The organism is Lelliottia sp. GFLA7 (assembly GCF_056490165.1).
On the sequence record NZ_JBWLAQ010000004.1, the window covers coordinates 12,805 to 37,762 of the forward strand.

Genomic DNA, 24,958 nt, shown 5'->3' on the forward strand with positions numbered 1-24,958 from the left:
CGCCAAAAAGTAAGCGATGACAAACACGTAAAGTGTAAGCAGTCACGGCATCACATTCTGTTAAACGTAAGTTTAGCCGATATACACAAACTCAACCTGACTTTATCATTGTCGATAGCGTAGTAACCAATACGCCATAACCGCGAGGTCATGGCGTCTGTTTACGCTTTGTAATTATTACAGTTTAGCGCTTACCCAGCTTTCAACGCTGGCCAATGCCGCTGGAAGTGCCGCTGCATCCGTACCACCGGCTTGCGCCATGTCCGGACGACCGCCACCTTTGCCGCCGACCTGCTGAGCGACCATACCAATCAATTCCCCTGCTTTCACACGGTCGGTCACATCCTTAGAGACGCCCGCAATCAGAGAAACCTTACCGTCGACCGCTGTCGCCAGAACGATAATTGTCGAACCAAGCTGGTTCTTCAGATCATCAACCATAGTACGAAGCATCTTAGGTTCAACGCCTGCCAGTTCACTGACCAGCAGTTTAACACCTTTAATATCAACCGCTTTGCTGGACAGATTCGCACTTTCCTGAACAGCTGCTTGCTCTTTGAGCTGCTGCAGCTCTTTTTCGAGCTGGCGACTGCGTTCCAACGCGCTACGCACTTTCTCACCCAGGTTGTGGCTGTCACCTTTCAACAGTTGAGCAATATCGTGCAACTGATCGCTTTCAGCGTGCAGGCTGGCGATCGCGCCTTCACCTGTTACCGCTTCGATACGACGCACACCCGCCGCTGTACCCGATTCGGATAGGATACGGAACAGGCCGATATCACCGGTACGGGAAGCGTGAGTTCCGCCGCAGAGTTCGGTTGAGAAATCACCCATGCTCAGCACGCGAACGCGCTCATCATATTTCTCGCCAAAAAGCGCCATCGCACCTTTGGCTCTGGCCGCCTCGAGATCCATGATGTTGGTTTCGATAGGCAGGTTACGACGGATCTGCGCGTTGACCATATCTTCAACCGCGCGAATTTCAGACGGTTTCATCGCTTCAAAATGAGAGAAGTCGAAACGCAGGATTTTGTCGTTAACCAGAGAACCTTTCTGCGCAACATGCGTTCCCAGAACGTCACGCAGTGCAGCGTGCATCAGGTGCGTTGCAGAGTGATTCAGACGAATACGTTCGCGACGTGCTTCGTCGACTTCGGCCTGAACGCCCTCACCGACTTTCAGAGAACCGGAATCAAGTTTGCCGATATGACCAATTGCCTGACCATATTTCTGGGTATCGCTGACAGAGAAGCTAAAGCCGTTCCCTTTCAGTTCGCCTTTATCGCCGACCTGACCACCGGATTCCGCATAGAATGGGGTTTTGTCGAGAACGACAACGGCATCCTGGCCTGCGCTAATGCTGTCTACGGCTTTGCCGTCGACAAACAGGGCGGTGACTTTCGCGTTCAATTCCAGGCGATCGTAACCCTGGAATTCAGATGCGCTGTCCACACGGATCATGGCATTGTAATCCGCACCAAAACCGCTGGATTCACGCGCACGACGGCGCTGTTCTTCCATCGCGGCTTCAAAGCCCGCTTCGTCCACCTTGATGTTGCGCTCGCGGCAAACGTCAGCCGTCAGGTCAACCGGGAAGCCATAGGTGTCGTACAGACGGAAGGCGGTTTCGCCATCCAGCGTATCGCCAGTCAACTGAGAAAGTTCTTCGTCCAGCAGCGCCAGACCGCGCTCCAGGGTGCGAGCGAACTGTTCTTCTTCTGTTTTCAGGACCTGCTCAACCTGCGATTGCTGACGTTTCAGCTCTTCGCCTGCATCGCCCATGACGCCAACCAGTGGACCCACGAGTTTATAGAAGAAAGTGTCTTTCGCGCCCAGCATGTTGCCATGACGAACAGCACGACGAATGATACGACGCAGCACATAACCACGGTTTTCATTCGACGGAATCACGCCATCAGCAATCAAGAACGCACAAGAACGAATGTGGTCTGCGATAACGCGCAGAGATTTATTGCTCAGATCGCTAGCGCCGGTCACTTCAGCAACAGACTTAATCAGCGTGCTGAACAGATCGATATCGTAGTTGGAGTTAACGTGTTGCAGAACAGCGGCAATACGTTCCAGACCCATGCCCGTATCAACGGACGGTTTTGGCAGTGGCTCCATCGTGCCGTCAATCTGACGGTTGAACTGCATGAAGACGATATTCCAGATCTCAATATAGCGATCGCCGTCTTCTTCTGCTGTTCCCGGGGGCCCGCCCCAGATGTGGTCGCCGTGATCGTAGAAGATCTCGGTGCACGGACCGCAAGGACCGGTATCACCCATCTGCCAGAAGTTGTCTGACGCATAGGGCGCGCCTTTGTTATCACCGATACGAATAATACGCTCACGCGGGATGCCGACTTCTTTCTCCCAGATTTCGTAAGCTTCGTCGTCGGTTTCATAAACGGTAACCCACAGACGCTCTTTCGGCAGGTTGAACCAGTTTTCACCAGTCAGCAATTCCCATGCGTATTGGATAGCGTCGTGTTTGAAATAGTCGCCGAAGCTGAAGTTACCCAGCATCTCGAAGAAAGTGTGGTGACGTGCGGTGTAGCCGACGTTTTCCAGATCGTTATGTTTACCGCCCGCACGTACGCAACGCTGTGAGGTTGTCGCACGGGAATAATTACGCTTATCGAGACCAAGGAATACATCCTTGAACTGGTTCATCCCGGCGTTGGTAAACAGCAGAGTCGGGTCATTGTTCGGTACCAGGGAGCTGCTGGCAACTACCTGGTGTCCCTTACTATGGAAAAAATCGAGAAACGCCTGACGGATCTCAGCGGTGCTCTTGCTCATAATTATCCTGAAATCAAGCTAACGAAATGTCGCAGCCAGCCTGTTCCTGTTGAAGATTGGATGGGCCAGCTACTGGAAAAAGTGGGAATAAGATAAGTTTTCTTTGGAGGGAAGTAAAATGCAGCATGCGTTCAATCGGTAAAATTACGCCATATCGCCTGAATATCTTCCATCAGGTAGCCACGATAGAGTAAGAAACGCTGGATTTTTACTTTTTCTGAAAATTCACTCGGCAAAGGTTCACCGTACTTACGAACGGCCTGATCCCTCGCCAGTTCACCCCAGTCTATATCGCATTCACGCATCGCCTGTTCTGTTGCGTCGCGAGCGATCCCTTTCTGATTAAGTTCCTGACGGATGCGTGCGGGACCGTAACCTTTACGGCTCCGGCTGGCGATAAAGCGCGTCACAAAACGGGTGTCATCAAGGTAGCTGTGCTCATAGCACCAGGCGATCACGCGATCATAGTCTTCCTCGATTGCATCAATCGCTTCCGGGCCATTTTTACCTATGACGGGGGCGGCTAGTTTGCGTCGCAGTTCTTGTTCACTGTGATCGCGTACGCCCAGAATCCGTAAGGCACGGTCTAATAAACGGGCGTGTGCAGGACGACGCGGTTTCGATTCACTCATATAAAACCTGCTGTATGACAAATGCAAAAAGGGCCGCAATCGCAGCCCTTGTTTTTACACCAGATGATTAGAAATCTGGGTTGGTTTCTTCAGCATCTGCGGCATCAACAACGAAGTCCGGTTTAGAATCTTCGTTATTGAGGAGAAGTTCGCGCACTTTCTTCTCAATTTCTTTCGCTGCTGCTGGGTTCTCTTTCAACCAGGAAATAGCATTCGCTTTACCCTGACCAATCTTTTCACCGTTGTAGCTGTACCAGGCGCCTGCTTTTTCAATCAGCTTCTCTTTCACGCCGAGGTCAACCAGCTCGCCAAAGAAGTTGATACCTTCACCATAAAGGATCTGGAATTCAGCCTGCTTGAATGGTGCGGCGATTTTATTCTTCACAACCTTCACGCGGGTTTCGCTGCCGATCACGTTATCGCCATCTTTCACTGCGCCGATACGACGGATATCCAGACGAACGGAGGCATAGAATTTCAGTGCGTTACCACCGGTAGTGGTTTCTGGGTTACCAAACATCACACCAATTTTCATACGGATCTGGTTGATGAAGATCAGCAGCGTATTAGACTGCTTAAGGTTACCGGCCAGTTTACGCATTGCCTGGCTCATCATACGTGCCGCAAGGCCCATGTGAGAGTCACCGATTTCGCCTTCGATTTCCGCTTTCGGCGTCAGTGCCGCAACGGAGTCAACAACGATAACGTCAACCGCACCAGAGCGTGCCAGCGCGTCACAAATTTCCAGCGCCTGCTCACCGGTATCCGGCTGAGAACACAGCAGATTGTCGATATCTACGCCGAGTTTACGGGCATACACGGGATCCAGCGCGTGTTCTGCATCGATAAACGCACAGGTTTTGCCTTCGCGTTGTGCTGAAGCAATAACCTGTAAGGTCAGCGTGGTTTTACCCGACGATTCCGGTCCGTAGATTTCTACGACACGACCCATTGGCAGGCCACCCGCACCCAGTGCGATGTCCAGAGAAAGCGAACCCGTGGAGATCGTTTCCACATCCATGGAACGGTCTTCACCCAGGCGCATGATGGAGCCTTTACCGAATTGCTTTTCGATCTGGCCCAGCGCTGCCGCCAACGCTTTCTGTTTGTTTTCGTCGATAGCCATTATTACTCCTGTCATGCCGGAAATCCGCTTACGTATTCCCGGGAGGTGAAAACTGTTCTGTTGAAGCAATTATACTGTATGGTCATACAGTATCAAGTGTTTTGTAGAAATTGTTGCCAGAGCGTTTTTAACGCGTATTCCGTTGCCTGGCGCCGCACGCTTTCGCGATCGCCGCTGAAGCACTCCCTGCGGGTGACTCCCTGACCTTGTGCCGTAGCGAAACCAAACCAGACGGTGCCAACGGGTTTCACATCGCTACCGCCATCGGGTCCGGCAATACCGCTGACAGAAATCGCAAAATCCGCCTGCGCGGCTTTAAGCGCCCCGATTGCCATTTCAACCACCACCGGCTCGCTCACCGCGCCGTGTTGTTCAAGGGTCGGTTCACGCACCCCAATCATCTGGGCTTTGGCTTCGTTGCTGTAGGTCACAAAGCCGCGTTCGAACCACGCGGAGCTGCCCGAGATATCCGTAATCACTTTTGCTACCCATCCACCAGTACAGGATTCCGCCGTTGTCAGCGTAGCGCCACGCTGCTTCAACGCCAGCCCTACCACTTCGCTCAGCTGCATCAATTCATGGTCAGTCATCATCGCTTTCGGCTCCTGAAAAACATGCAGCACAATGTAGCACTTTCTCGTGAGATAGGGAGATGAGGTTCAGGTTTTACGAGGAGGCTTCAGAAAAAGCCGATGCGATGGCATCGGCTTAAAAAAAAATTACTTCATGCTATCCGCAATCGTTTTGACGTTATGGCGAAAGGCTTTGACGTAGGTATCCGCCACGCCACCTTTGGCCGACAGCGCCTCAGGGTAAAGCTCTCCGCCTGGCTGTGCGCCCGTTGCAGTGGCAATTTGTTTTACCAGACGCGGATCGAGCTGGTTTTCCATAAACCAAGTCTTCACGCCGTCTGCCTTAATTTGATCGATGATTGCGGCCACCTGCGCAGCGTTCGCCTCGCTCTCGGAAGAAAGCCCCTGCGGAGCAATAAAGTTCACCCCGTAAGCACGGCTAAAATAGCCGAACGCATCATGGCTGGTTAGCACTTTGCGTTTTTGCTGGGGAATCTGACTAAACTGCGTTTTTGCCCAGCTATCTAGCTGCGTTAGCTGAGCGATATACGCCTGACCAGAAGCCTCCAGCGCCGCTTTATCTTGCGGATCGGCTTGCATCAGACCTGCGAGAATATTTTGCGCATACAACGCACCGTTAGCCGCACTATTCCAGGCGTGAGGGTCGGTGACACTTTTGCCCTCCTCTTCTAAGGTGTGGGTTTTGACTCCAGAAGAAGCCACCACCAGTGTCCCTTTAAACCCTGACGCTTTGACCAGCCGGTCGAGCCAACCTTCCAGCCCCAAACCGTTCACCACCACCACATCTGCCTTACTCAGCGCCGCACTGTCTTTTGGTGAGGGCTCAAAGGTATGTGGATCGCCATCCGGGCCAACCAGCGTCGTCACACTCACATGCTTGCCGCCCACTTCCTGCGTAATGTCGCCGAGAATCGAAAAACTCGTCACCACATTCAGTGTCTTAGCCAGCGCGCTCTGCGTCATGAACCCCAGCAACAGCGCAATCATTACCCCTGTACGTTTCATCTTCACTTCCCCTTGCGTTGAAAAAGCGCACGCAGATTGCTGCGCGAGCCAAATAAAACGGAAAAAATAAACAATGCGCTGGCGGTCAATACGATAGACGGCCCGGCAGGCAAACTGACCGCCCACGACAGGCTCAGCCCAAGCCAGGCACAAAAAATCCCGCTGATGCCCGCCATGAGTAACAGCCCCGGCAATGTTCGCATCCAGCAGCGTGCAGCAACGGCGGGCAGCATCATTAGCCCTACCGCCATCAGCGTGCCAAGTACCTGAAATCCGGCGACGAGGTTAAGCACCAGCAAGGCAAGAAACAGCCCATGTAACAGTCCGGGCAACACGCGAGAATTAACCTGCAACCAGGCGGTATCGAATGCTTCGGTGACCAGCCCGCGATAGAAAATCGCCAGCATCAATAAGGTGAATATGCAGACGCCCGCCACAAAGAGCGCCGCGTCGTTATCGACTGCCAGAATGGAGCCAAAAAGCAGGTGCAAGAGATCGACATTAGAACCGCGAAGCGAAACCAGCGTGACGCCCAGCGCCAGCGAGCAAAGGTATAGCCCCGCAAAGCTGGCATCCTCTTTTAGCGGCGTGCGACGACTGACCAAACCGGCAATCAGCGCAACGATAATTCCGGCAATAAACCCACCCACACTCATCGCCAGCAATGACATCCCGCTGAGCAAATACCCCACTGCGACACCGGGTAAAATGGCGTGCGACAAGGCGTCGCCCATCAGACTCATACGGCGGAGAAGTAAAAAAACGCCCAGCATCGTGGTACTCACAGAAAGTGCCAGGCACACCACCAACGCACGACGCATAAATCCGTATTCAATAAATGGCTGAAAAAAAAGATGCCAGATCATGCCACCCTCGCGCGCACGGTTGCCCAACAAGCCGTGCTGGTATCAAGTCGCAGCGTCTGGGGGAAATGGCGCGCCACGCGCTCGCTGTCATGCAACACCGCCAGGACGGTTTGCCCTTGCAAATACATATCCAGCATCAATTCCATTAGCACGTTACAGGTGGTTTCATCCACGCCAGTGAAAGGCTCATCAAGCATCACCAGCGGCGCGTTCTGCACCAGCACTCGGGCAAAGAGCATGCGCTGGAACTGACCACCGGAGAGTTCATCAATCGTCGATGCAGCCTGCGCCTGCAGCCCCACCCGCTCGAGCGCGCTGGCGATACGCAAACGCGTTTTACGCTGCAACCCCGACAATAAAGAGATACCAGGCCAGCAGCCCATACTCACCACATCCTGAACGGTCAGGGGAAATTGCGCTTCCAGCGAGTGGCGCTGCGCCAGCCAGCCGATAACCGGATGTTTTTCCGGCCAGCGAAATGCGCCGCTCACCGGAGGAATAAACCCCGCGAGCGTTTTCAGCAGCGTCGATTTCCCGCAGCCATTCGCGCCGACAATCGCCGTCATACTGCCGCGCTCAATGACGCCATTCAGCGCCTGAGTGACCGGCTGGCCGTCATATCCGGCCACCAGATTTTGTAGCTCAATCATGGGAGGATCACCGCCCAGCGCACCGCCAAAGCGATAATCGCTATCAACCCGAACGCCATCAGGAGTCGCGCCAGCGCGGAAAGAGAGAGAAGTGAAATAGACATATTGACACCGATATTTATGTTATAACATAACATTAATAAATCGCGGCGCAGATGTAAATGCAGAAGATGATGATGGAGTGTGGCGAAATGTTACCGCTGCACTTCTTAGCGGTAGCAGTAAAGATGAGGCGCTAAGTATCAAACAACGACCTGATGATTTGCCGGAGATGAAACCCTGCTCCGGCAAATCATTCAGCGGTGGGAAACTTACTGACTAAACGGAGACGCCGCAGGCACACGCGCCAGCGCAACCGCCTGACCCAATTGCCACACCGCCATCGCGTAGTGCGTGCTGTGGTTGTAGCGGGTAATCACGTAGAAATTCGGCAGCCCGTACCAATATTGATAACCCGTACCAATATCCAGACGCAGCAAACTCACCTGCTGATTATTATTCAGCGGCTGCATCGGCGTTAACCCGGCTGACGCCAGTTGCGCCACGCTGTATTTGGTTTTGAAACCATTTTCCAGCCCAGGCGCCTGACCGTTGGCCTGCACGGCGACCGGCTCGCCTTTCACCCAGCCGTGTGCTTTGAAGTAATTCGCCACGCTACCGATGGCATCCACCGGATCCCACAGATTGATATGCCCGTCACCGTTAAAGTCCACGGCGTATTCTTTATAGGACGACGGCATAAACTGGCCGTAACCCATTGCGCCCGCGAATGAGCCTTTCAGATCCAGCGGATCGTCCTGCTCGTTGCGCGCCATCAGCAAGAAGGTTTCCAGCTCTGATGAGAAATATTCTGCGCGGCGCGGATAGTTAAAGGAGAGCGTCGCCAGCGCATCAAGAATGCGCGTTTTGCCCATCACGCGGCCCCAGCGGGTTTCCACGCCAATAATGCCGATGATGATTTCAGGCGGAACGCCGTAAACCTGCCATGCGCGGTTCAGCGCATCTTCATATTGATTCCAGAATGCCACGCCGTTTTGCACGTTGTCCGGGGTGATGAACTGTTTACGATAGCGCAGCCACGCACCGTTCGGCCCTGTGGGCGCCTGCGCGGTTGGCGCTTGTCTGTCCATCAGGCGCAGCACGTAATCCAGACGTTTGGCCTGGGACAAAATTTCGTGCAGTTGCTGTCTATTAAAACCGTGCTTGCTCACCATCTTATCGATGAACTGTTCGGCCGCAGGGTTGTTGGCGAAATCACCGCCCATCTGCATGACATTGTGCTGCGGCTCCAGCAGAAAACCGCCGGAGGGCGCGCCAGCCGTCTGTTGAACTTCCTCTGTTTTCGGTTTGCTGCTACAGGCAGCAAGCATAATCAGCGCGGGAATGAGCGCTGCGTAACGACGCTTGACCATGAGACATCCATTGAAAGAATTCGATAAGTGGCAAGTATGGTAAAGCATCCGCGACACCTCAAGGAAGGAGTTCTGTGGCGCGAAGCAAAATCTTTCGGTATTGGGCAGGATCCCCACCAGGAGAATGCACTATCATGGGCGCAGCCACGTTTCTGTCGTTCTGCCAGGGCACGAAGCGCAAGGGATTATAACCGGAGATAAAAATGAGTGATTTTCTGCTAAACACAGGCCGTCAGACATTAATGCTGGAACTGCAGGAAGCCAGCCGCCTGCCAGAAAGGCTGGGCGATGATTTTGTCCGTGCAGCCAACACCATTATTCAATGTGAAGGCAAAGTGATTGTCGCAGGCATTGGTAAATCCGGGCATATCGGTAAGAAAATTGCCGCGACACTCGCCAGCACCGGTACACCTGCCTTTTTTGTCCATCCGGCAGAAGCCCTGCATGGCGATCTGGGGATGATCGAAAGCCGTGACGTGATGCTGTTTATCTCCTATTCCGGCTCGGCAAAAGAGCTGGATTTGATCATTCCGCGTTTGCAGGAAAAATCCGTTGCGCTGCTGGCGATGACCGGAAAGTCCCGCTCACCGCTGGCGCTGGCCGCAAAAGCGACGCTGGATATTTCCGTTGAACGCGAAGCCTGCCCGATGCACCTCGCGCCAACATCCAGCACCGTTAATACCCTGATGATGGGCGATGCGCTGGCGATGGCCGTCATGCAGGCGCGCGGTTTTAATGAAGAAGATTTTGCACGCTCTCACCCAGCGGGGGCGCTGGGCGCGCGTCTGCTCAATAAAGTTCACCATTTGATGCGTACCGAAGAGGCCGTTCCTCAGGTCAAACTCAGCACCAGCGTCATGGACGCAATGCTGGAGTTGAGCCGCACCGGGCTGGGACTGGTCGCGGTCTGTGACGAAACGGGTCTGGTTAAAGGTGTCTTCACCGATGGCGACCTTCGCCGCTGGCTGGTCGGTGGCGGCGGTCTGGAGGCTATCGTCAGTGAGGCAATGACCGCTGGCGGACTGACGTTAAACGCCGAAAGCCGCGCCATCGAAGCCAAAGAGATCTTAATGAAACGTAAAATCACCGCGGCACCTGTCGTTGACGACAGCGGCAAGCTTTGCGGTGCCATCAACCTGCAAGATTTCTATCAAGCCGGGATTATTTAGCCCTTTAGCCCCAGGCGTTTCGCCAGCCGATGCAGGTTGGCGACGTCCATCTCAAGCGCTCGCGCGCAAGCCGCCCAGCTACGTCCATTTTGATCAAGCGCACGGGTAATCATCTGGCGTTGAAACGCTTCCGTCGCCTCACGCAGATTTTCATGGGCTATCGCCGGGAGTTCCTGCGCCACGGCAGGCGCTGCCTCATCATGCAAAGCAAAATGTCGCGCGTGGATCACCACGTCGTCGCCCAAACGCGCGGCACGTGCCAGGACCACTGCACGATGAATGGCATGTTCCAGCTCACGCACGTTTCCCGGCCAGCCGTAACTTAACAAATGGCTACGCGCGCCGGGGCTTAACACCACGCGTGATAATCCCATTTTTAACCGGCACTGCTCGCAGAAAAAGCCTGCCAGAAGCACTACGTCTTCGCCACGCTCGCGCAGCGGCGGGACTGACAGCGGAAATACGCTTAAACGATGGAACAGATCGGCACGAAAATTCCCGGCCAGCACCTCTTCGCGCAGATCGCGGTTGGTCGCCGCCAGCACGCGCACGTCGACGCGCAAACTGCGATCGTCGCCGACGCGCTGAATATCACCGTACTGCAACACGCGCAGCAGCTTGGCCTGGAGCGCCAGCGACAGCTCACCGATTTCATCAAGGAACAGAGTGCCGTTATCGGCCATTTCAAACTTGCCGCTGCGGTTGCTGATTGCGCCGGTAAACGCCCCTTTGACATGCCCGAATAGCTCACTTTCCGCCACGCTTTCGGGCAGCGCGGCGCAGTTCAGATACACCAGCGGATTGACCGCTCGCGGCGAAGCTTCATGAATCGATTTCGCCACCAGCTCTTTTCCGGTGCCTGTTTCACCGCCGATCAGCACGTTGAGATCGGACGCCGCAACAATTTCGATCTCCTTTTTCAGCTGCATCATCCCTGGCGACAGGCCGATCATTTCCGTATGCGCGACGTGCTCGAACGCGACCGGACTGCCCGGCATAATATTCTGACTTTCCAGTTGTTCGATCAGCAGCGCATTATTGAGCGCGCCAGAGGCCAGCGCAGCAATCAGGCGCAGCTCTTCATCGCTAAACGTATCGAACTGATCCGGCTCAAGGCCATCGAGCGTTAACGCACCAATCAGATTCTGTCCGGCAAACAGCGGCAAGCCGATACAGGCGTGGACCTTCAGGCTCTCTTGCCCAGGGATTAATCCATCGTAAGGATCGGGTAAATCGCTGTCCGCCGGGAATCGCACCACGTCACCCGCACGGGCAATCGTCTCCAGACGCGGGTGCCCTTCCAGCGTAAAACGACGCCCCAGCACGTCGTGCGCCAGCCCGTCGATCGCCAGCGGAATAAACTGCCGTCCTTCGTAGCGCAGCAGCGCTGACGCATCACAATCCAGCACGTGGCGCAGCGTGGAGATCAGCCGCTGAAAGCGATCCTGATGGCCAATACCGGTTTGCAGTTCAATGGCGATTCTCGCCAGCACCTCTACAGAAAAACTCATTTTCGCCTCGCTGTCATTTTGACAATATATGTTGTCATATTGACAGCAAACAAGATAGTCACTTTGACTACCCATCATGAGTTATTATTTTTAAAAAGAACTAAAATCAATAACTTAAATAGTTGGCACGCAACTTGATATAAGCAAATCATCTTAGTTAAAAACACCGTGTTAATTTGAGGTTGCTATGTCTATTCTGGTTAAAAATAACATTCATTGGGTCGGCCAACGTGACTGGGAAGTGCGTGATTTTCATGGTACCGAATACAAAACTCTGCGCGGCAGCAGCTACAACAGCTATCTGATTCGTGAAGGTAAAAACGTCCTGATCGATACCGTCGATCACAAATTCAGCCGCGAGTTCGTGCAGAACCTGCGTAGCGAAATCGATCTGGACGCCATCGACTACATCATCATTAATCATGCGGAAGAAGACCACGCCGGTGCGCTGACCGAGCTGATGTCCTACATCCCAAACATCCCGATTTACTGCACCACCAACGCCATCGACTCTATCAACGGCCATCACCACCATCCGGAGTGGAACTTCCACACGGTCAAAACCGGTGACTCGCTGGATATTGGCAACGGCAAACAGCTGATCTTCGTTGAAACCCCGATGCTGCACTGGCCCGACAGCATGATGACTTACATGACGGGTGACGCGGTGTTGTTCAGCAATGACGCTTTTGGTCAGCACTACTGCGACGAGCGCCTGTTCAACGACGAAGTGGATCAGACCGAACTGTTTGAACAGTGCCAGCGCTATTACGCCAACATCCTGACGCCTTTCAGCCGTCTGGTGACGCCAAAAATCACTGAGATTCTCGGCTTCAATTTGCCAGTGGATATGATTGCCACCTCCCACGGCGTGGTGTGGCGCGAAAACCCAACGCAAATTGTGGAACTGTATCTGAAATGGGCGGCGGATTATCAGGAAGACCGCATCACCCTGTTTTACGACACCATGTCCAACAACACCCGCATGATGGCAGACGCCATTGCTCAGGGTATTAATGAAGTTGACCCGAACGTGGCGGTGAAAATCTTCAACGTGGCGCGCAGCGATAAAAACGAAATCCTGACCAACGTTTTCCGCTCCAAAGGCGTGCTGGTGGGAACGTCGACCATGAACAACGTGATGATGCCGAAGATTGCCGGTCTGGTCGAAGAGATGACGGGCCTGCGTTTTCGTAACAAACGGGCCAGTGCTTTTGGCTCCCACGGCTGGAGCGGCGGCGCGGTTGATCGCCTGTCCACGCGCTTGCAAGATGCCGGTTTCGAAATGTCGATGAGCCTGAAAGCGAAATGGCGCCCGGACGTCGATGCGCTGGAAATTTGCCGCCAGCATGGCCGTGAAATTGCACGTCAGTGGGCGCTCGCTCCATTGCCGGAAGCTTCAGTCAAACCGGCACAACAGCAGGAAAATTGCGCCTGCGCCGCCGCTGCGACAGCAGATCTTGGCCCCTGCATGCAGTGCAGCGTTTGCCAGTGGGTTTACGATCCTGCATTGGGCGAGCCGCTTCAGGACGTTGCGCCAGGCACGCCGTGGAGCGACGTACCGGATAATTTCCTGTGCCCGGAATGTTCACTCGGTAAAGACGTTTTTGACGTCCTGGCAACGGAGGCAAAATGAGCCACGGAATCGTGATCATCGGCTCGGGTTTTGCCGCCCGTCAGCTGGTGAAAAATATCCGCAAACAAGACGCGAATGTGCCGCTGACGCTCATCGCCGCTGACAGTATGGACGAGTACAACAAGCCGGATCTCAGCCACGTCATCAGCCAGAGCCAGCGTGCAGACGACCTCACCCGCCAGACGGCGGGGGAGTTTGCCGAACAGTTCAACCTGCGTCTTTTCCCTTACACCTGGGTAACCGATATCGACGCCGCCGCGCACTGTGTGAAGGCCAAAGATAAACAGTGGCATTACGATAAACTGGTGCTGGCAACGGGTGCGTCGGCTTTTGTGCCGCTAATTGAAGGACATGAGCTCATGCTGACGCTAAACAGTCAGCAGGAGTACAAGGCTTGCGAAACCACGCTTCGCGACGCCCAGCGGGTGATGATTGTTGGCGGGGGCCTGATAGGCACCGAACTGGCAATGGATTTTTGCCGCGCTGGTAAATCCGTGACGCTGGTTGATCATGCTGCCCGTATTTTATCAGCCCTGATGCCGGCAGAAGTCAGCAGTCGCTTACAGCATCGCCTGACGGATATGGGCGTGCATCAGCTGCTGAAATCACAGTTACAGAGCCTGACAAAAACCGACACCGGGATTCGCGCGAAGCTCGACCGGAACCGCAGCGTGGAAATCGACGTCGTAGTTGCCGCAACCGGTTTGCGTCCAGAAACCGCGCTCGCCCGCCGGGCCGGCGCAGAAACCCATCTCGGTGTGAAGGTCGACAGCTATCTGCAAACCACACAGCCCGATATTTATGCGCTGGGAGATTGTGCAGAAATAAACGGCCAGGTGCTGCCATTCCTGCAACCCATTCAGATCAGCGCGATGTATTTAGCGAAAAATCTGCTTGGCGCGAGCACACCGCTGAAATTACCCGCCATGCTGGTGAAAGTGAAAACGCCTGAATTGCCGCTGCATCTCGCAGGCGAAACGCAGCGTCAGGATCTGAACTGGCAAATTACGCTTGAAACACAAGGGATGGTGGCGCGTGGAATGGATAATGACGGTCAGCTCCGTGCCTTTGTGGTCAGCGAAGATCGCATGAAGGAGGCTTTCGCTCTGCTGAAATCGTTACCCGTTTAACCCTCAGTCTCTTGCCCCTCTTGCTTAACGTTAGGATTTTATGATCCGCAGCCCCGGTGTCCCGGGGCTTTTTTTATTCACACTTTTGGTATTCAAGCGCATCGTAACCACGCCAACGGTAATTCAGCATCGAGATTAACCAGCAGGCAATAAACAAACCGACCACGAAAAATCCCGCGTTACCCAGGTTATCGTTGACCATCGCCACGCCATTCCAGATGCCGCCGCTAAGCCGGAACTTATCCATCAGCAGGCCCAATGCTTCCAGCCCGCCGATAAATAGCGCCACCACGACCGAGGTGCCGGTGATGGTCATATTGTAATAGAGCTTGCGCTGCGGTTTATTGAACGCCCAACCGTAAGCCCCGACCATCAGTAAATTATCAATCGTATCAATCAGCGCCATCCCGCTGGCAAACAGCGCTGGGAAAATCATAATCGACCAGACTGACATTCCGTGTGATGCGCTGGCGGCCGAGATCCCCAGCACGCCAATTTCGGTGGCAGTGTCAAACCCCAGTCCAAACAGGAAACCGACCAGATACATCTGCCAGCTTTTGCTCACCAACCGGAACGTCGCGCCAAATAACCTGCTCATCACGCCGCCCGTCACCGGGAGCTCTGCGTCAACACGCGTCACGCGCCCTTTTTTCAGCGCCTGAAAACTGCGCCAGACGCCACGTAAAATCACCATATTGACCAGCGCCATCGCCAGCAGGAACGTCGCGGAGACAGCGGTACCAATCACGCTGCCCGTTTCGTGAAACCAGGTCATGTTCTTTTGAAATGCCGTCGCCGTGGCGGCAATGGCTATCGTCGCCAGCACCACAATCGTGGAGTGACCCAAAGAGAACCACGCCCCGATGCCCGAAGGTCGTTGGCCTTGCTGCATCATTTTACGCGTCACGGTATCAATGGCGGCAATATGATCGGCATCAACCGCGTGCCGCAGCCCGTAACACCACGCCAGCAGGCTGGCTGCCATCAGCGCCGTACTGCCGCTAAACGTTCGCCACGCCCAGCCCCAGGCAAGCAGATTCGCCATTGCCAGAATTGAGAGCAAAAGCGCCGCGCGGGGTTCGCTACGGATGAGTCGTAACATGTGAGTTCCTTTGTGAGCAGATGCGGGCGGCGGCGACTACCGCTTGCCCGAAAGAGATCGCCCCATCGCCCGCAGGCAATTTCGAGGGGAAAAGCAGTTGGAAGTCCGCGAGGTAAAATTGCAGGCGTGCCCGCAGCAATCGGTTATGCAGCACGCCACCGCTAAAGCAAATCGTGGAAAGAGACAGCCGTTCGGCGTGATAGCGAACCCAATCTGCCAGCCCTTTCGCCAGCGCGTCATGAAATATCCATGCGCGTTCATCGGGTTCCGCCTGCCAGTTGAGCCACTGCTGCCAGAATGTGGCTAAGTCAGGCACAGTATTTTTAAGCGGCATCGTAACGGGATGTTGAACGCCGGCGCACCGCGTCGCCAGCGCTTCCAGTTTGCAGGCCGCTTCGCCTTCATAGCTTTGCACCTCTGGCGCAATCGCAAGCGCACAGGCCACGGCATCAAATAACCGTCCGCAGGAAGACGCCAGCGGCGCGTTGATGCCCCTGGCAATTGCGGTAGCCAGCAGCGGCCAGTTTTGCTGTTGCACTGGGCGCGTTTCAGGCCGCGATAGCCAGTCAGGAACAAATGCCAGGCAGTGTGCGAGCAGATTTCGCCACGGCTGCCGCGCCGCCAGATCGCCGCCTGGCAGCGCTACGGCAGGCAATCCGCCCACGTGTTCGCAGGTCAGATAATTCACCCGCAGGCACTCGCCGCCCCACAGCGCACCGTTTTCACCCATTCCGATACCGTCGAGCGTCAGCGCGATAACATCGCCGCCCTCCAGCGGCCAGCCATTTTCGGCCAGACACGCCGCCGCATGGGCATGATGATGCAACACCGTCTGTTTTGGCAGCGCCATTTTGGTCGCCCATTGTGCGCTGCGATAGCCCGGGTGCGCGTCACACACGATGTGCTCAGGGCGGAAATCATACATCTGCTGAATTACCGCAAGCGCGCCGCGCCATTGGCTCTCAACGCCCTCGTCGCCCAGATCGCCAAAATGCTGGCTCAGCACCGCCTGCCCGCCGCGCAACAGACAAAACGTATTTTTCATGTCTGCGCCCAGCGCCAGCATTGGCGGAATATCCGTAAACCCATCAGGCAACGCTATCGCATCCGGCACGTAGCCCCGCGCACGACGCAGCATCGCGCCTTCGTCGTCCACAACGGAATCATCCATTCGCTGCAAAATGTCGCGGTTGTGCAGCAAAAATCCGTCAGCGAAAGTGCCCAAGTCATCCAGCGCTTGCTGATTGGTCATCGCAGGGGGTTTACCGCTGAGGTTTCCGGACGTCATTACCAGCGGACAGGCCATGTCATCCATCAGCAAATGCTGTAGCGGATTCGAAGGGAGCATCACGCCAATTGTGTCCAGACCAGGCGCAATCTCATGCGGCAGCTCAGGGAGAAATGTTTTTGATGTCAGGACAATGGGCGCGGCAGGTGATCGTAATAATTTCTGAATGGGGGCGGGTAAACGCGCGACATCCGCCACCATAACCGCCAGCGGTTTAGCCGGGCGATGTTTGCGCTCCCGCAACCGTGAGATCGCCTGAATATTGCGTGCATCGCATACCAGGTGAAAACCGCCGAGACTTTTGATGGCGACAATTCCACCGGCTTTGAGCAATTTTACCGCCGCCTGCAGCGCGTTTTCATGTGAAAAACGTTCGTCACCCGAGCGCCATTCGAGTTCCGGTCCGCAGTCCGGGCAAGCGACAGGCTGGGCATGGAAACGGCGATCGGCGGGATTCCGGTACTCCTCTTCGCACGGGGCGCAAAGCGGGAAATGCGCCATCGACGTTGCCGGACGGTCGTAGGGCATAGCGCGAATAATGGTAAAGCGCGGCCCGCAGTGGGTACAGTTGATAAACGGATAGCGATAGCGGCGCTCACGCGGGTCGCGCATTTCCGCAAGGCACGCCGGGCACGTGGCGGCATCCGGCACGATTTGGGTTGCCATCGCCCCACCCGCACTGTGCCGGATAGTGAAATCCGCAGGCGGACGCGGCCAGCGGAAGGGCTGTGTCTCCACTTCGTCAATACGTGCCAGCGGCGGACACTGTTGCAAGAGCTGCTCGGTAAACGCTACCGCATCGCCCGACAAACGCACCAGCACGCCTTCGCCATCGTTGCAGACATCACCGCACAAATGCAGCTGATTCGCCAGTTGCCAGACGAACGGGCGAAAACCGACGCCCTGGACTTTGCCGCGCACCCGCAACTGTACCCCGCCGCCACTCATCGTCAGAACAGCATGGCTGCCGAGGTATCAAACGCCGCACGACGGCGTTTTTCGGCGCTCATCTGTTCGAGTTTATTGCGATCCACACACACCAGCGCATGTGTCGGACAGGCTTCCATACACGCCGGGCCGGTTTCACGGTGATGGCACAAATCGCATTTGTTGGCTTCGGCTTTGTCCGCACGCACGTTCAGACCCGCACCACTGTTGCGTACTACCGGGCGCACAACCACTTCCATCGCGCCATACGGACACGCCACCACGCAGGTTTTGCAGCCAATACAGCGTTCCTGCATCACCTGTACAAAACCATTTTCACGATTAATGGCACCGTTAGGGCAGACGTTGGCGCACGGTGCATCTTCGCACTGACGACAGATCGCCGCCGTCGAGATATTCACGCCCTTAATGACATGAATACGCGGCAGAAAAGATTCGGGGGTAAGGGACGCACAATCCTGCTGCGCCTGATGTGACACCACACACGCCACTTCGCAGGTACGGCAGCCAATACATTTACTTGCATCAGCCATAATAAAACGGTTCATTTGCTTCTCCAGCATGACATTCATGCGGCAAAACATACATAAACCGTGCCATGTTTTAGTGGCCTGATTTTACGGGATTTATCAAGAGCAGAGGTCTGTCATCGACACAAGTGACGATGACATCTGTCGATGCTAGACATGTGGACCGGCTATCACCGAGTCACGCAGGATCAGTTCACCCGAGAAGGTTTGTTGCAAGGTAAAGTCGCCGCCGTCGAGCATAAAAATCAGGCGGCTAATGGTCTCTTTGATCATCTCCGTCACCGGAATCCGCACGCTGGAAAGCGATGGAATGATATACGGCGCTATAGCCACATCATCGAAACCAATAACAGAAACCTGGCCCGGCGTGGCGATGCCGCTGTCGTGCAACTGTTTCACTGCGCCAATCGCCATGTCGTCATTGCTGGCCACCAGCGCGGTAAAGGTCTCACCGCGCGACAGCAGGGTCGAAACGCCCGCCGCTCCGCTTTCAGGGTTCCATTTCCCTTCCACGATCAAAGCGTCGTTCAGGGGAATGTGATGCTGAGCCAGCGCGTCTTTGTACCCGGAAAGGCGCTCAATACCGGTGGGGGAATCCAGCGATCCGGTGATAAACGCGATGTCCCGGTGCCCCATGTCGATCAGCTGCGACACCGCCGCCTGACACGAGGCTTTATGATCTGACCAGACGCAATGGCTGCTGTTTTTACGCAGGCGGCGGTTTAGCACCATTATCGGCTGCTCGTGTTTCTGGATGATGTCATCCATCTCCTCCACGCTCAAAAAGCGCGGATAGATGATGATCGCATCGCAGCGCATATCCAGCAGATACTGAATCGCTTCGCGCTCCTCATCGGCGCTGTGCTTGCCATCGGCCAGAATCAGCTGCCGACCTTTCTCTTCGGTCATTCGCGCGGCGTGAAACAACAGCTCGCTAAAATAAACGCCGTGATACAAGGTGTTGGTCACCACCAGCCCGAGGGTTTGCGTCCGTTTTGTTGCCAGATTTCGCGCCAGCAAATTGGGCCGGTAGCCGCTCTCTTCAATCGCCTGAAAAACGCGATCTTTGGTCTCCTGGCTCACATAGCCATTGCCCGACAGCACCCGCGAAACCGTCGCTTTCGACACCCCTGCCCGCTTCGCCACTTCCAGCATCGTGGTCATTGTATTTTTCCTCAAAACCTGATGTGCCGCAGTGTACTGCACTGCGTAAACAATGTCGCAGCGCGAATATCACGCTTTCGATACGCCAAAGTGATCGTTATCACGAATGTAAAAAATGTACATATTTCCATCTTGTTTCATACGAGAAAACTATTCATGATTTTGTGAAACCGGTTTCCTATCCATTCTCAAAACGACAACAGGATCTCACCCGATGGCCAAAAATTATGCTGCACTGGCGAACGATGTCGTCAGCGCGCTCGGCGGAAAAGACAACGTCGCTGCCGTCACCCACTGTATGACGCGCCTGCGTTTCGTTCTGCACGACGAAAGTAAAGTGGACAGCGCAACGCTGAAAAGCATTAGCGGCGTGCTCGGCGTAGTGCGCAATGACAATCAGTGCCAGGTGATTATCGGCAACACCGTTTCACAAGCGTATCGCGAAGTGGTGAGCCTGCTCCCGGCAGGAATGCAGCCCGCACAACCGCAGGGGCCGCAAAAACTCACGCTGCGCCGCATCGGGGCCGGAATATTGGACGCGTTGATCGGCACGATGTCTCCGCTGATCCCGGCGATCATTGGCGGCTCCATGGTGAAGCTGCTGGCCATGATTCTGGAAATGACCGGAGTGCTGCCAAAAGGCGCGCCGACCCTGACTATTCTGACGGTTATCGGCGACGGCGCGTTCTTCTTCCTGCCGCTGATGGTGGCCGCGTCCGCTGCGATTAAATTCAAAACCAACGTGTCGCTGGCGATTGCCATCGCAGGCGTGCTGGTGCATCCGAGCTTTATTGAGCTGATGGCGAAAGCCGCGCAGGGCGAGCACGTTGAGTTCGCGTTTATTCCGGTAACGGCGGTGAAATACACTTATACCGTGATCCCGGCGCTGGTCATGACCTGGTGTCTGTCGTACATCGAAGTGTGGGTAGACAAAATTACCCCTGCGGTGACCAAAAACTTCCTCAAACCGATGCTGATCGTGCTGATTGCGGCTCCGCTCGCCATCGTCTTAATTGGCCCGCTTGGGATCTGGATCGGTAGCGCCATCTCCGCGCTGGTTTACACTGTTCACGGCTATCTGGGCTGGCTGTCGGTCGCGATTATGGGCGCATTGTGGCCGCTGCTAGTGATGACCGGGATGCACCGCGTGTTTACCCCGACGATTATCCAGACCATTGCCGAAACGGGCAAAGAAGGGATGGTAATGCCATCTGAGATTGGCGCAAACCTGTCGCTCGGTGGTTCTTCTCTGGCGGTCGCCTGGAAGACCAAAAACCCGGAGCTGCGCCAGACGGCGTTAGCGGCGGCAGCGTCTGCCATCATGGCGGGTATTTCTGAACCCGCGCTGTACGGCGTGGCAATCCGTCTGAAACGCCCGCTGATTGCGAGTTTAATCAGCGGTTTCATCTGCGGCGCAGTCGCTGGAATTGCCGGTCTTGCCAGCCATTCGATGGCGGCTCCAGGGCTGTTTACCAGCGTACAGTTCTTTGATCCGGCCAACCCGATGACTATCGTATGGGTGTTTGGCGTGATGGCGCTGGCGGTGGTGTTATCGTTTGTTCTGACCCTGATCCTCGGCTTTGAGGATATCCCGGTCGAAGACGATGCAGAAAAAGCACGCGCCCTGCAAACCGCGCCGGTTCAGGCACAGGAAGCACGAGCATAAAATGAATAGCGAGGTAAAAATGTCTGTTTTTCCACAAGGATTTCTATGGGGCGGCGCACTGGCCGCCAACCAGAGTGAAGGCGCGTACCGCGAAGGCGGAAAAGGGCTGACCACGGTCGATATGATCCCCCACGGCGCCAATCGCCTGGCGGTGAAGGTCGGTAAGGAAAAACGTTTTGCGCTGCGCGAGGATGAATTTTACCCAAGCCACGAGGCGATTGATTTTTACCATCGCTACAAAGAAGACATCGCCCTGATGGCGGAGATGGGTTTTACGGTTTTCCGCACCTCGATTGCCTGGAGCCGTCTCTATCCGAACGGCGACGAGCCGCTGCCCAATCAGGAAGGCATCGCCTTTTATCGCGCAGTGTTTGAAGAGTGCAGAAAGCACAACATCGAACCGCTGGTGACCCTGTGCCACTTTGACGTGCCAATGCATCTGGTCACGGAATACGGTTCATGGCGTAACCGCAAAATGGTCGATTTCTTCGCCCGTTATGCCCGCACCTGTTTTGAAGAGTTTAACGGTCTGGTGAAGTACTGGCTGACCTTCAATGAAATCAACATCATGCTCCATAGCCCGTTCTCCGGTGCCGGGCTGGTGTTTGAAGAAGGTGAAAACGAAGATCAGGTGAAATATCAGGCCGCGCACCACGAGCTGGTCGCAAGCGCGCTGGCGACCAAAATCGCCCATGAAGTGAACGCAGAAAACCAGGTTGGCTGCATGCTGGCGGGCGGTAATTTCTATCCTTACTCCTGCAAACCGGAAGACGTGTGGATGGCGCTGGAGAAAGACCGCGAAAACCTGTTCTTTATCGACGTGCAGGCACGCGGCAGCTATCCGGCCTACTCCGCCCGCGTATTTCGCGAAAAAGGGGTGACGATTGTTAAAGACCCAGGCGATGACGAGCTGCTGAAAAACACCGTCGATTTTGTGTCGTTCAGCTATTACGCCTCTCGCTGCGCCTCGGCGGATATGAACGCCAATAACACCAGCGCGGCAAACATCGTCAAATCGCTGCGTAATCCGCACATCGAAGTGAGCGCATGGGGCTGGGGCATCGACCCGCTGGGCCTGCGCATCACCATGAACATGATGTACGACCGCTATCAGAAGCCGTTATTCCTGGTCGAAAACGGCCTGGGCGCCAAAGACGAATTTGACGCTAACGGCGAGATCAACGACGACTACCGCATCAGCTACCTGCGCGAACACATCCGCGCAATGGGCGATGCGATCGAAGACGGCGTGCCGCTTATCGGTTACACGTCCTGGGGCTGTATCGATTTGGTGGCGGCATCGACGGGCGAAATGAGCAAGCGCTACGGGTTTGTTTATGTGGATCGTGACGATGCGGGCAACGGTTCATTGGATCGCATTCGTAAGAAATCGTTCTGGTGGTACAAAAAGGTGATTGCGAGTAACGGCGCGGATCTGGATTAGCCTGATGCCCTCACCCCGCCCTCTCCCACAGGGAGAGGGAGAAAGGCAGCGACTCAACAGAGTGAGAGAAAAATTCCCTCTCCCCGTGGGAGAGGGTTAGGGTGAGGGCAACAACTTACAGCTGATCGAATCCCCCATCCCCTTTCCACTGCGCAAGACGCGAATAAACCACCTCTACCGCCGCTTTGATCTGTGGCGTCATCGGATAATAAAAACCGACAATATCCGGCTGAATGCCTAAAAACAGCACCTCACCCACATCTTCTTTAATCTGATCGACCAGATAATTGAGCGGCATATTGTGGGTCGTCATCATAAACATCTCGGCGATATCGTCCGGATCAACCAGGCGGATTTCGCCGGGATTCAGTCCCATATCAGTGGCATCCACAATCAACACCCGGTCCGGGCGCATTTCACGAATGGCGACGACATCGTTTTCCGGCGCACTGCCGCCATCAATCACAATCCAGTTTCCTTGCGGATGTGCGGCGCACATTTCCGCCAGCAGCGGACCTGCGCCGTCATCGCCCATCAGACTATTGCCGACACACAGTAAAACGTCAGTCACGTATCCTCCTCACCATCAGGTAGATGGCGCTCTCCTGATGAATATCGTGCAGCATGCTGAGCAGGGTTTTGCTCCACGCCTGCTGCTCGGGGGATTGCACAGCGAGTGCCGCATCAAACGCGTTTGCCAGCATCGCGATATGGTTACTGTCGATAACGATTTCGCCATATTTCGGCACGCCTTCCATCTTGCGCCGCGCGGTGCTCCCCGCCTCCAGTGTGCCGATCCACGCCAGGTATTCTTGCCACGGGCAACTTAACGCCGCTTCGAGGCAGTCGATCACCCCGAGGTGGTGACCAATCGCCAGGCTGTAATAAACCACCTGCTGCGCCGCATCCGGCGTGGCATCGTTTTCGTCGATAAACTTACGGCTCAGTTGACTGAACACCACCCTTTCACTCATCAGATACGCGCCTCATCAACCACCTGATTTAAATTGGCAACGATCTCATTCAGACGCGGATCGTTTTCTGCCTCCAGCCAGCGTGTCACCTGATGTTCGCCCTGGCTCAGCAGACGCAGATAATCGTCGGCAATCTGGCGACCATAGCGATATCCCGCCAGCCTGCGCGCAGTGCGATCGACTTTAACGCGCAGCGGCTGCACCATGTCCGGATGCAGGATCGTCGCGGGCTGATTGTCGATTTCACCCGGCTCGCGAGCGTGGATTTTCTGCTCCAGCAGACCCAGCGCCATGGCGAAACCGTACAGCGTGGCCGCGGGCGTCGGCGGACAGCCAGGAATATAGACATCGACCGGCACGATTTTGTCGGTGCCGCCCCACACGCAGTAAAGGTCGTGGAAAATCCCGCCGCTGTTACCGCAGGCACCGTAAGAAATACAAATTTTTGGATCGGGCGCAGACTGCCAGGCGCGCAGCGCAGGTGAGCGCATCGCGCGGGTCATCGCGCCGGTAAACAGCAAAATATCAGCATGACGCGGCGACGGGACGACTTTGATGCCAAACCGTTCGGCATCAAAAAGCGGTGACAGCGTGGCGAAGATTTCAATCTCGCAGCCGTTGCACCCGCCGCAGTCGACGCGATAAACGTAGGCAGAGCGTTTGATTTTTTTCAGCAGCGACGCCTTCATGTTGGCGATGGATTCATCCACCGTCATCGGCACCGGAATACCGTTATCGTCGCGCGGGCCGAGTAAATGGCTCATCAGCTGGCCTCTTTCATATGGCGAGTTAAATCAATGCGGTCGGACGGCAACAGGCATTTTTGGCGTTTGCAGTCCGGGCAGGTTTCAAAGCTTTCGCGGTGATGTTCTGCGCGGACGTCACCGTTGTGTTTCAGCAGCGCAATGGCGTAGTCGATCTCTTTTTGCACGGCGAAAGGACGACTGCACACCCGGCAATGACACAGGGCAAAGCGCGACTGCTGGAGAAAATCTTCTTTTTTCCACACCGCCAGTTCGTACTCCTGCGACAGCTTAATCGCGACCGTCGGACAAACCTCTTCGCAGCGACCGCAAAAAATGCAGCGCCCAAGGTTGAACTGCCAGGCCAGCTCTTTGGTGGCCAGATCCGTTTCAACCGTCAACGCATTCGACGGGCAGGCATTCACACAGGCAGCGCAACCAATGCACTGCTGCGGATTGTGTTCAGGTTTGCCGCGAAAGTTTTTATCGACCGGAATCGGCTCCAGCGGATAACTGCTGGTAACCGTGCCGGTTTTGACCACTTTTTTGATAAAGGTAAACATC

General features: G+C 55.2%; 22 protein-coding genes. 5 read left to right on the forward strand and 17 right to left on the reverse strand.

Annotated elements, in window-relative coordinates; genetic code table 11:
• Nucleotides 1-177 precede the first annotated feature (177 nt).
• The 8 genes from alaS to mltB form a co-directional block, all read right to left on the reverse strand.
• Nucleotides 178-2,805 carry an alanine--tRNA ligase gene (alaS, locus tag AC07RN_RS13120; protein ID WP_478336559.1) on the reverse strand — a complete coding sequence of 876 codons (2,628 nt, stop codon included), beginning with the start codon at nt 2,803-2,805 and terminating at the stop codon, nt 178-180.
• A gap of 131 nt (nt 2,806-2,936) precedes the next feature.
• On the reverse strand, nt 2,937-3,437 hold the full coding sequence (gene recX / locus AC07RN_RS13125; protein WP_478336560.1) for a recombination regulator RecX: 501 nt from the start codon (nt 3,435-3,437) through the stop codon (nt 2,937-2,939).
• A 67-nt stretch (nt 3,438-3,504) separates the two neighbouring features.
• Nucleotides 3,505-4,563: a recombinase RecA gene (gene recA, locus AC07RN_RS13130; protein ID WP_015960167.1), complete on the reverse strand. Its 1,059-nt coding sequence runs from the start codon at nt 4,561-4,563 to the stop codon at nt 3,505-3,507.
• A gap of 92 nt (nt 4,564-4,655) precedes the next feature.
• Nucleotides 4,656-5,153: a nicotinamide-nucleotide amidase gene (pncC, locus tag AC07RN_RS13135; RefSeq protein WP_478336720.1), complete on the reverse strand. Its 498-nt coding sequence runs from the start codon at nt 5,151-5,153 to the stop codon at nt 4,656-4,658.
• A 129-nt stretch (nt 5,154-5,282) separates the two neighbouring features.
• On the reverse strand, nt 5,283-6,161 hold the full coding sequence (locus tag AC07RN_RS13140) for a metal ABC transporter substrate-binding protein (RefSeq protein ID WP_478336561.1): 879 nt from the start codon (nt 6,159-6,161) through the stop codon (nt 5,283-5,285).
• A gap of 2 nt (nt 6,162-6,163) precedes the next feature.
• Nucleotides 6,164-7,027: a metal ABC transporter permease gene (locus AC07RN_RS13145; RefSeq protein ID WP_478336562.1), complete on the reverse strand. Its 864-nt coding sequence runs from the start codon at nt 7,025-7,027 to the stop codon at nt 6,164-6,166.
• Nucleotides 7,024-7,677 (reverse strand): metal ABC transporter ATP-binding protein, encoded by a 654-nt coding sequence (locus AC07RN_RS13150; RefSeq protein WP_478336563.1) that lies wholly within the window; start codon nt 7,675-7,677, stop codon nt 7,024-7,026. The genes AC07RN_RS13145 and AC07RN_RS13150 overlap by 4 nt, the downstream gene beginning before the upstream one ends.
• A gap of 311 nt (nt 7,678-7,988) precedes the next feature.
• Nucleotides 7,989-9,089 (reverse strand): lytic murein transglycosylase B, encoded by a 1,101-nt coding sequence (mltB, locus tag AC07RN_RS13155; protein ID WP_478336564.1) that lies wholly within the window; start codon nt 9,087-9,089, stop codon nt 7,989-7,991.
• Nucleotides 9,090-9,292: 203 nt separating this feature from the next.
• Here mltB and gutQ point away from each other — a divergent pair, with 203 nt between their 5' ends.
• The gene (gene gutQ, locus AC07RN_RS13160) at nt 9,293-10,258 is read left to right on the forward strand and encodes an arabinose-5-phosphate isomerase GutQ (RefSeq protein ID WP_015960173.1); all 966 of its coding nucleotides are present in this window, start codon (nt 9,293-9,295) and stop codon (nt 10,256-10,258) included.
• On the opposite strand, the gene norR is transcribed toward gutQ, so the two are convergent.
• The gene (norR, locus tag AC07RN_RS13165; RefSeq protein ID WP_478336565.1) at nt 10,255-11,769 is read right to left on the reverse strand and encodes a nitric oxide reductase transcriptional regulator NorR; all 1,515 of its coding nucleotides are present in this window, start codon (nt 11,767-11,769) and stop codon (nt 10,255-10,257) included. The genes gutQ and norR overlap by 4 nt on opposite strands.
• A gap of 187 nt (nt 11,770-11,956) precedes the next feature.
• On the opposite strand from norR, the gene norV reads away from it, so the two are divergent.
• Entirely contained in the window at nt 11,957-13,405 is a 1,449-nt protein-coding gene (gene norV, locus AC07RN_RS13170) for an anaerobic nitric oxide reductase flavorubredoxin (protein WP_478336566.1), read from the forward strand.
• On the forward strand, nt 13,402-14,535 hold the full coding sequence (gene norW, locus AC07RN_RS13175) for an NADH:flavorubredoxin reductase NorW (RefSeq protein ID WP_478336567.1): 1,134 nt from the start codon (nt 13,402-13,404) through the stop codon (nt 14,533-14,535). Before norV ends, norW begins: the two co-directional genes overlap by 4 nt.
• A 73-nt stretch (nt 14,536-14,608) precedes the next feature.
• Here the strand turns inward: norW and AC07RN_RS13180 are convergent, their stop codons facing one another.
• The 4 genes from AC07RN_RS13180 to AC07RN_RS13195 form a co-directional block, all read right to left on the reverse strand.
• Nucleotides 14,609-15,637 (reverse strand): HoxN/HupN/NixA family nickel/cobalt transporter, encoded by a 1,029-nt coding sequence (locus AC07RN_RS13180; protein ID WP_478336568.1) that lies wholly within the window; start codon nt 15,635-15,637, stop codon nt 14,609-14,611.
• Nucleotides 15,618-17,873 carry a carbamoyltransferase HypF gene (gene hypF, locus AC07RN_RS13185; protein ID WP_478336569.1) on the reverse strand — a complete coding sequence of 752 codons (2,256 nt, stop codon included), beginning with the start codon at nt 17,871-17,873 and terminating at the stop codon, nt 15,618-15,620. The genes AC07RN_RS13180 and hypF overlap by 20 nt, the downstream gene beginning before the upstream one ends.
• Before the next feature lie 2 nt (nt 17,874-17,875).
• Nucleotides 17,876-18,421, reverse strand: coding sequence for an electron transport protein HydN (gene hydN / locus AC07RN_RS13190; protein ID WP_015960179.1), 546 nt, complete (start codon nt 18,419-18,421; stop codon nt 17,876-17,878).
• Between the two features lie 132 nt (nt 18,422-18,553).
• Nucleotides 18,554-19,567, reverse strand: a complete 1,014-nt coding sequence (locus AC07RN_RS13195) for a LacI family DNA-binding transcriptional regulator (RefSeq protein WP_015960180.1) — start codon at nt 19,565-19,567, stop codon at nt 18,554-18,556.
• A gap of 214 nt (nt 19,568-19,781) precedes the next feature.
• Here AC07RN_RS13195 and ascF point away from each other — a divergent pair, with 214 nt between their 5' ends.
• Together ascF and AC07RN_RS13205 are read left to right on the forward strand one after the other, a co-directional pair.
• Nucleotides 19,782-21,233, forward strand: a complete 1,452-nt coding sequence (gene ascF, locus AC07RN_RS13200) for a PTS cellobiose/arbutin/salicin transporter subunit IIBC (RefSeq protein WP_015960181.1) — start codon at nt 19,782-19,784, stop codon at nt 21,231-21,233.
• Between the two features lie 19 nt (nt 21,234-21,252).
• Complete coding sequence (locus tag AC07RN_RS13205) at nt 21,253-22,677, forward strand: 6-phospho-beta-glucosidase (RefSeq protein ID WP_478336570.1); 1,425 nt, start codon at nt 21,253-21,255, stop codon at nt 22,675-22,677.
• 115 nt (nt 22,678-22,792) lie between these two features.
• Here AC07RN_RS13205 and hycI read toward each other — a convergent pair whose 3' ends face one another.
• Genes hycI through AC07RN_RS13225 form a run of 4 tightly spaced genes read right to left on the reverse strand, consistent with a single transcriptional unit; the run spans nt 22,793 to nt 24,957 of the window.
• A complete protein-coding gene (gene hycI, locus AC07RN_RS13210) occupies nt 22,793-23,248 on the reverse strand; it encodes a hydrogenase maturation peptidase HycI (protein ID WP_478336571.1) in 456 nt (151 codons plus the stop codon).
• On the reverse strand, nt 23,241-23,651 hold the full coding sequence (locus tag AC07RN_RS13215) for a formate hydrogenlyase maturation HycH family protein (RefSeq protein WP_407437305.1): 411 nt from the start codon (nt 23,649-23,651) through the stop codon (nt 23,241-23,243). The genes hycI and AC07RN_RS13215 overlap by 8 nt, the downstream gene beginning before the upstream one ends.
• A complete protein-coding gene (locus tag AC07RN_RS13220; protein ID WP_478336572.1) occupies nt 23,651-24,415 on the reverse strand; it encodes an NADH-quinone oxidoreductase subunit B family protein in 765 nt (254 codons plus the stop codon). Before AC07RN_RS13220 ends, AC07RN_RS13215 begins: the two co-directional genes overlap by 1 nt.
• On the reverse strand, nt 24,415-24,957 hold the full coding sequence (locus AC07RN_RS13225) for a formate hydrogenlyase complex iron-sulfur subunit (protein ID WP_235133942.1): 543 nt from the start codon (nt 24,955-24,957) through the stop codon (nt 24,415-24,417). Before AC07RN_RS13225 ends, AC07RN_RS13220 begins: the two co-directional genes overlap by 1 nt.
• Nucleotide 24,958 lies beyond the last annotated feature (1 nt).

Coding starts and splice junctions, on each gene's coding strand:
- alaS (WP_478336559.1), bottom strand. CDS start 2,805: ATGAGCAAGAGCACCGCTGAGATCCGTCAGGCGTTTCTCGATTTTTTC.
- recX (WP_478336560.1), bottom strand. CDS start 3,437: ATGAGTGAATCGAAACCGCGTCGTCCTGCACACGCCCGTTTATTAGAC.
- recA (WP_015960167.1), bottom strand. CDS start 4,563: ATGGCTATCGACGAAAACAAACAGAAAGCGTTGGCGGCAGCGCTGGGC.
- pncC (WP_478336720.1), bottom strand. CDS start 5,153: ATGACTGACCATGAATTGATGCAGCTGAGCGAAGTGGTAGGGCTGGCG.
- AC07RN_RS13140 (WP_478336561.1), bottom strand. CDS start 6,161: ATGAAACGTACAGGGGTAATGATTGCGCTGTTGCTGGGGTTCATGACG.
- AC07RN_RS13145 (WP_478336562.1), bottom strand. CDS start 7,027: ATGATCTGGCATCTTTTTTTTCAGCCATTTATTGAATACGGATTTATG.
- AC07RN_RS13150 (WP_478336563.1), bottom strand. CDS start 7,677: ATGATTGAGCTACAAAATCTGGTGGCCGGATATGACGGCCAGCCGGTC.
- mltB (WP_478336564.1), bottom strand. CDS start 9,089: ATGGTCAAGCGTCGTTACGCAGCGCTCATTCCCGCGCTGATTATGCTT.
- gutQ (WP_015960173.1), top strand. CDS start 9,293: ATGAGTGATTTTCTGCTAAACACAGGCCGTCAGACATTAATGCTGGAA.
- norR (WP_478336565.1), bottom strand. CDS start 11,769: ATGAGTTTTTCTGTAGAGGTGCTGGCGAGAATCGCCATTGAACTGCAA.
- norV (WP_478336566.1), top strand. CDS start 11,957: ATGTCTATTCTGGTTAAAAATAACATTCATTGGGTCGGCCAACGTGAC.
- norW (WP_478336567.1), top strand. CDS start 13,402: ATGAGCCACGGAATCGTGATCATCGGCTCGGGTTTTGCCGCCCGTCAG.
- AC07RN_RS13180 (WP_478336568.1), bottom strand. CDS start 15,637: ATGTTACGACTCATCCGTAGCGAACCCCGCGCGGCGCTTTTGCTCTCA.
- hypF (WP_478336569.1), bottom strand. CDS start 17,873: ATGAGTGGCGGCGGGGTACAGTTGCGGGTGCGCGGCAAAGTCCAGGGC.
- hydN (WP_015960179.1), bottom strand. CDS start 18,421: ATGAACCGTTTTATTATGGCTGATGCAAGTAAATGTATTGGCTGCCGT.
- AC07RN_RS13195 (WP_015960180.1), bottom strand. CDS start 19,567: ATGACCACGATGCTGGAAGTGGCGAAGCGGGCAGGGGTGTCGAAAGCG.
- ascF (WP_015960181.1), top strand. CDS start 19,782: ATGGCCAAAAATTATGCTGCACTGGCGAACGATGTCGTCAGCGCGCTC.
- AC07RN_RS13205 (WP_478336570.1), top strand. CDS start 21,253: ATGTCTGTTTTTCCACAAGGATTTCTATGGGGCGGCGCACTGGCCGCC.
- AC07RN_RS13215 (WP_407437305.1), bottom strand. CDS start 23,651: ATGAGTGAAAGGGTGGTGTTCAGTCAACTGAGCCGTAAGTTTATCGAC.
- AC07RN_RS13220 (WP_478336572.1), bottom strand. CDS start 24,415: ATGAGCCATTTACTCGGCCCGCGCGACGATAACGGTATTCCGGTGCCG.
- AC07RN_RS13225 (WP_235133942.1), bottom strand. CDS start 24,957: ATGTTTACCTTTATCAAAAAAGTGGTCAAAACCGGCACGGTTACCAGC.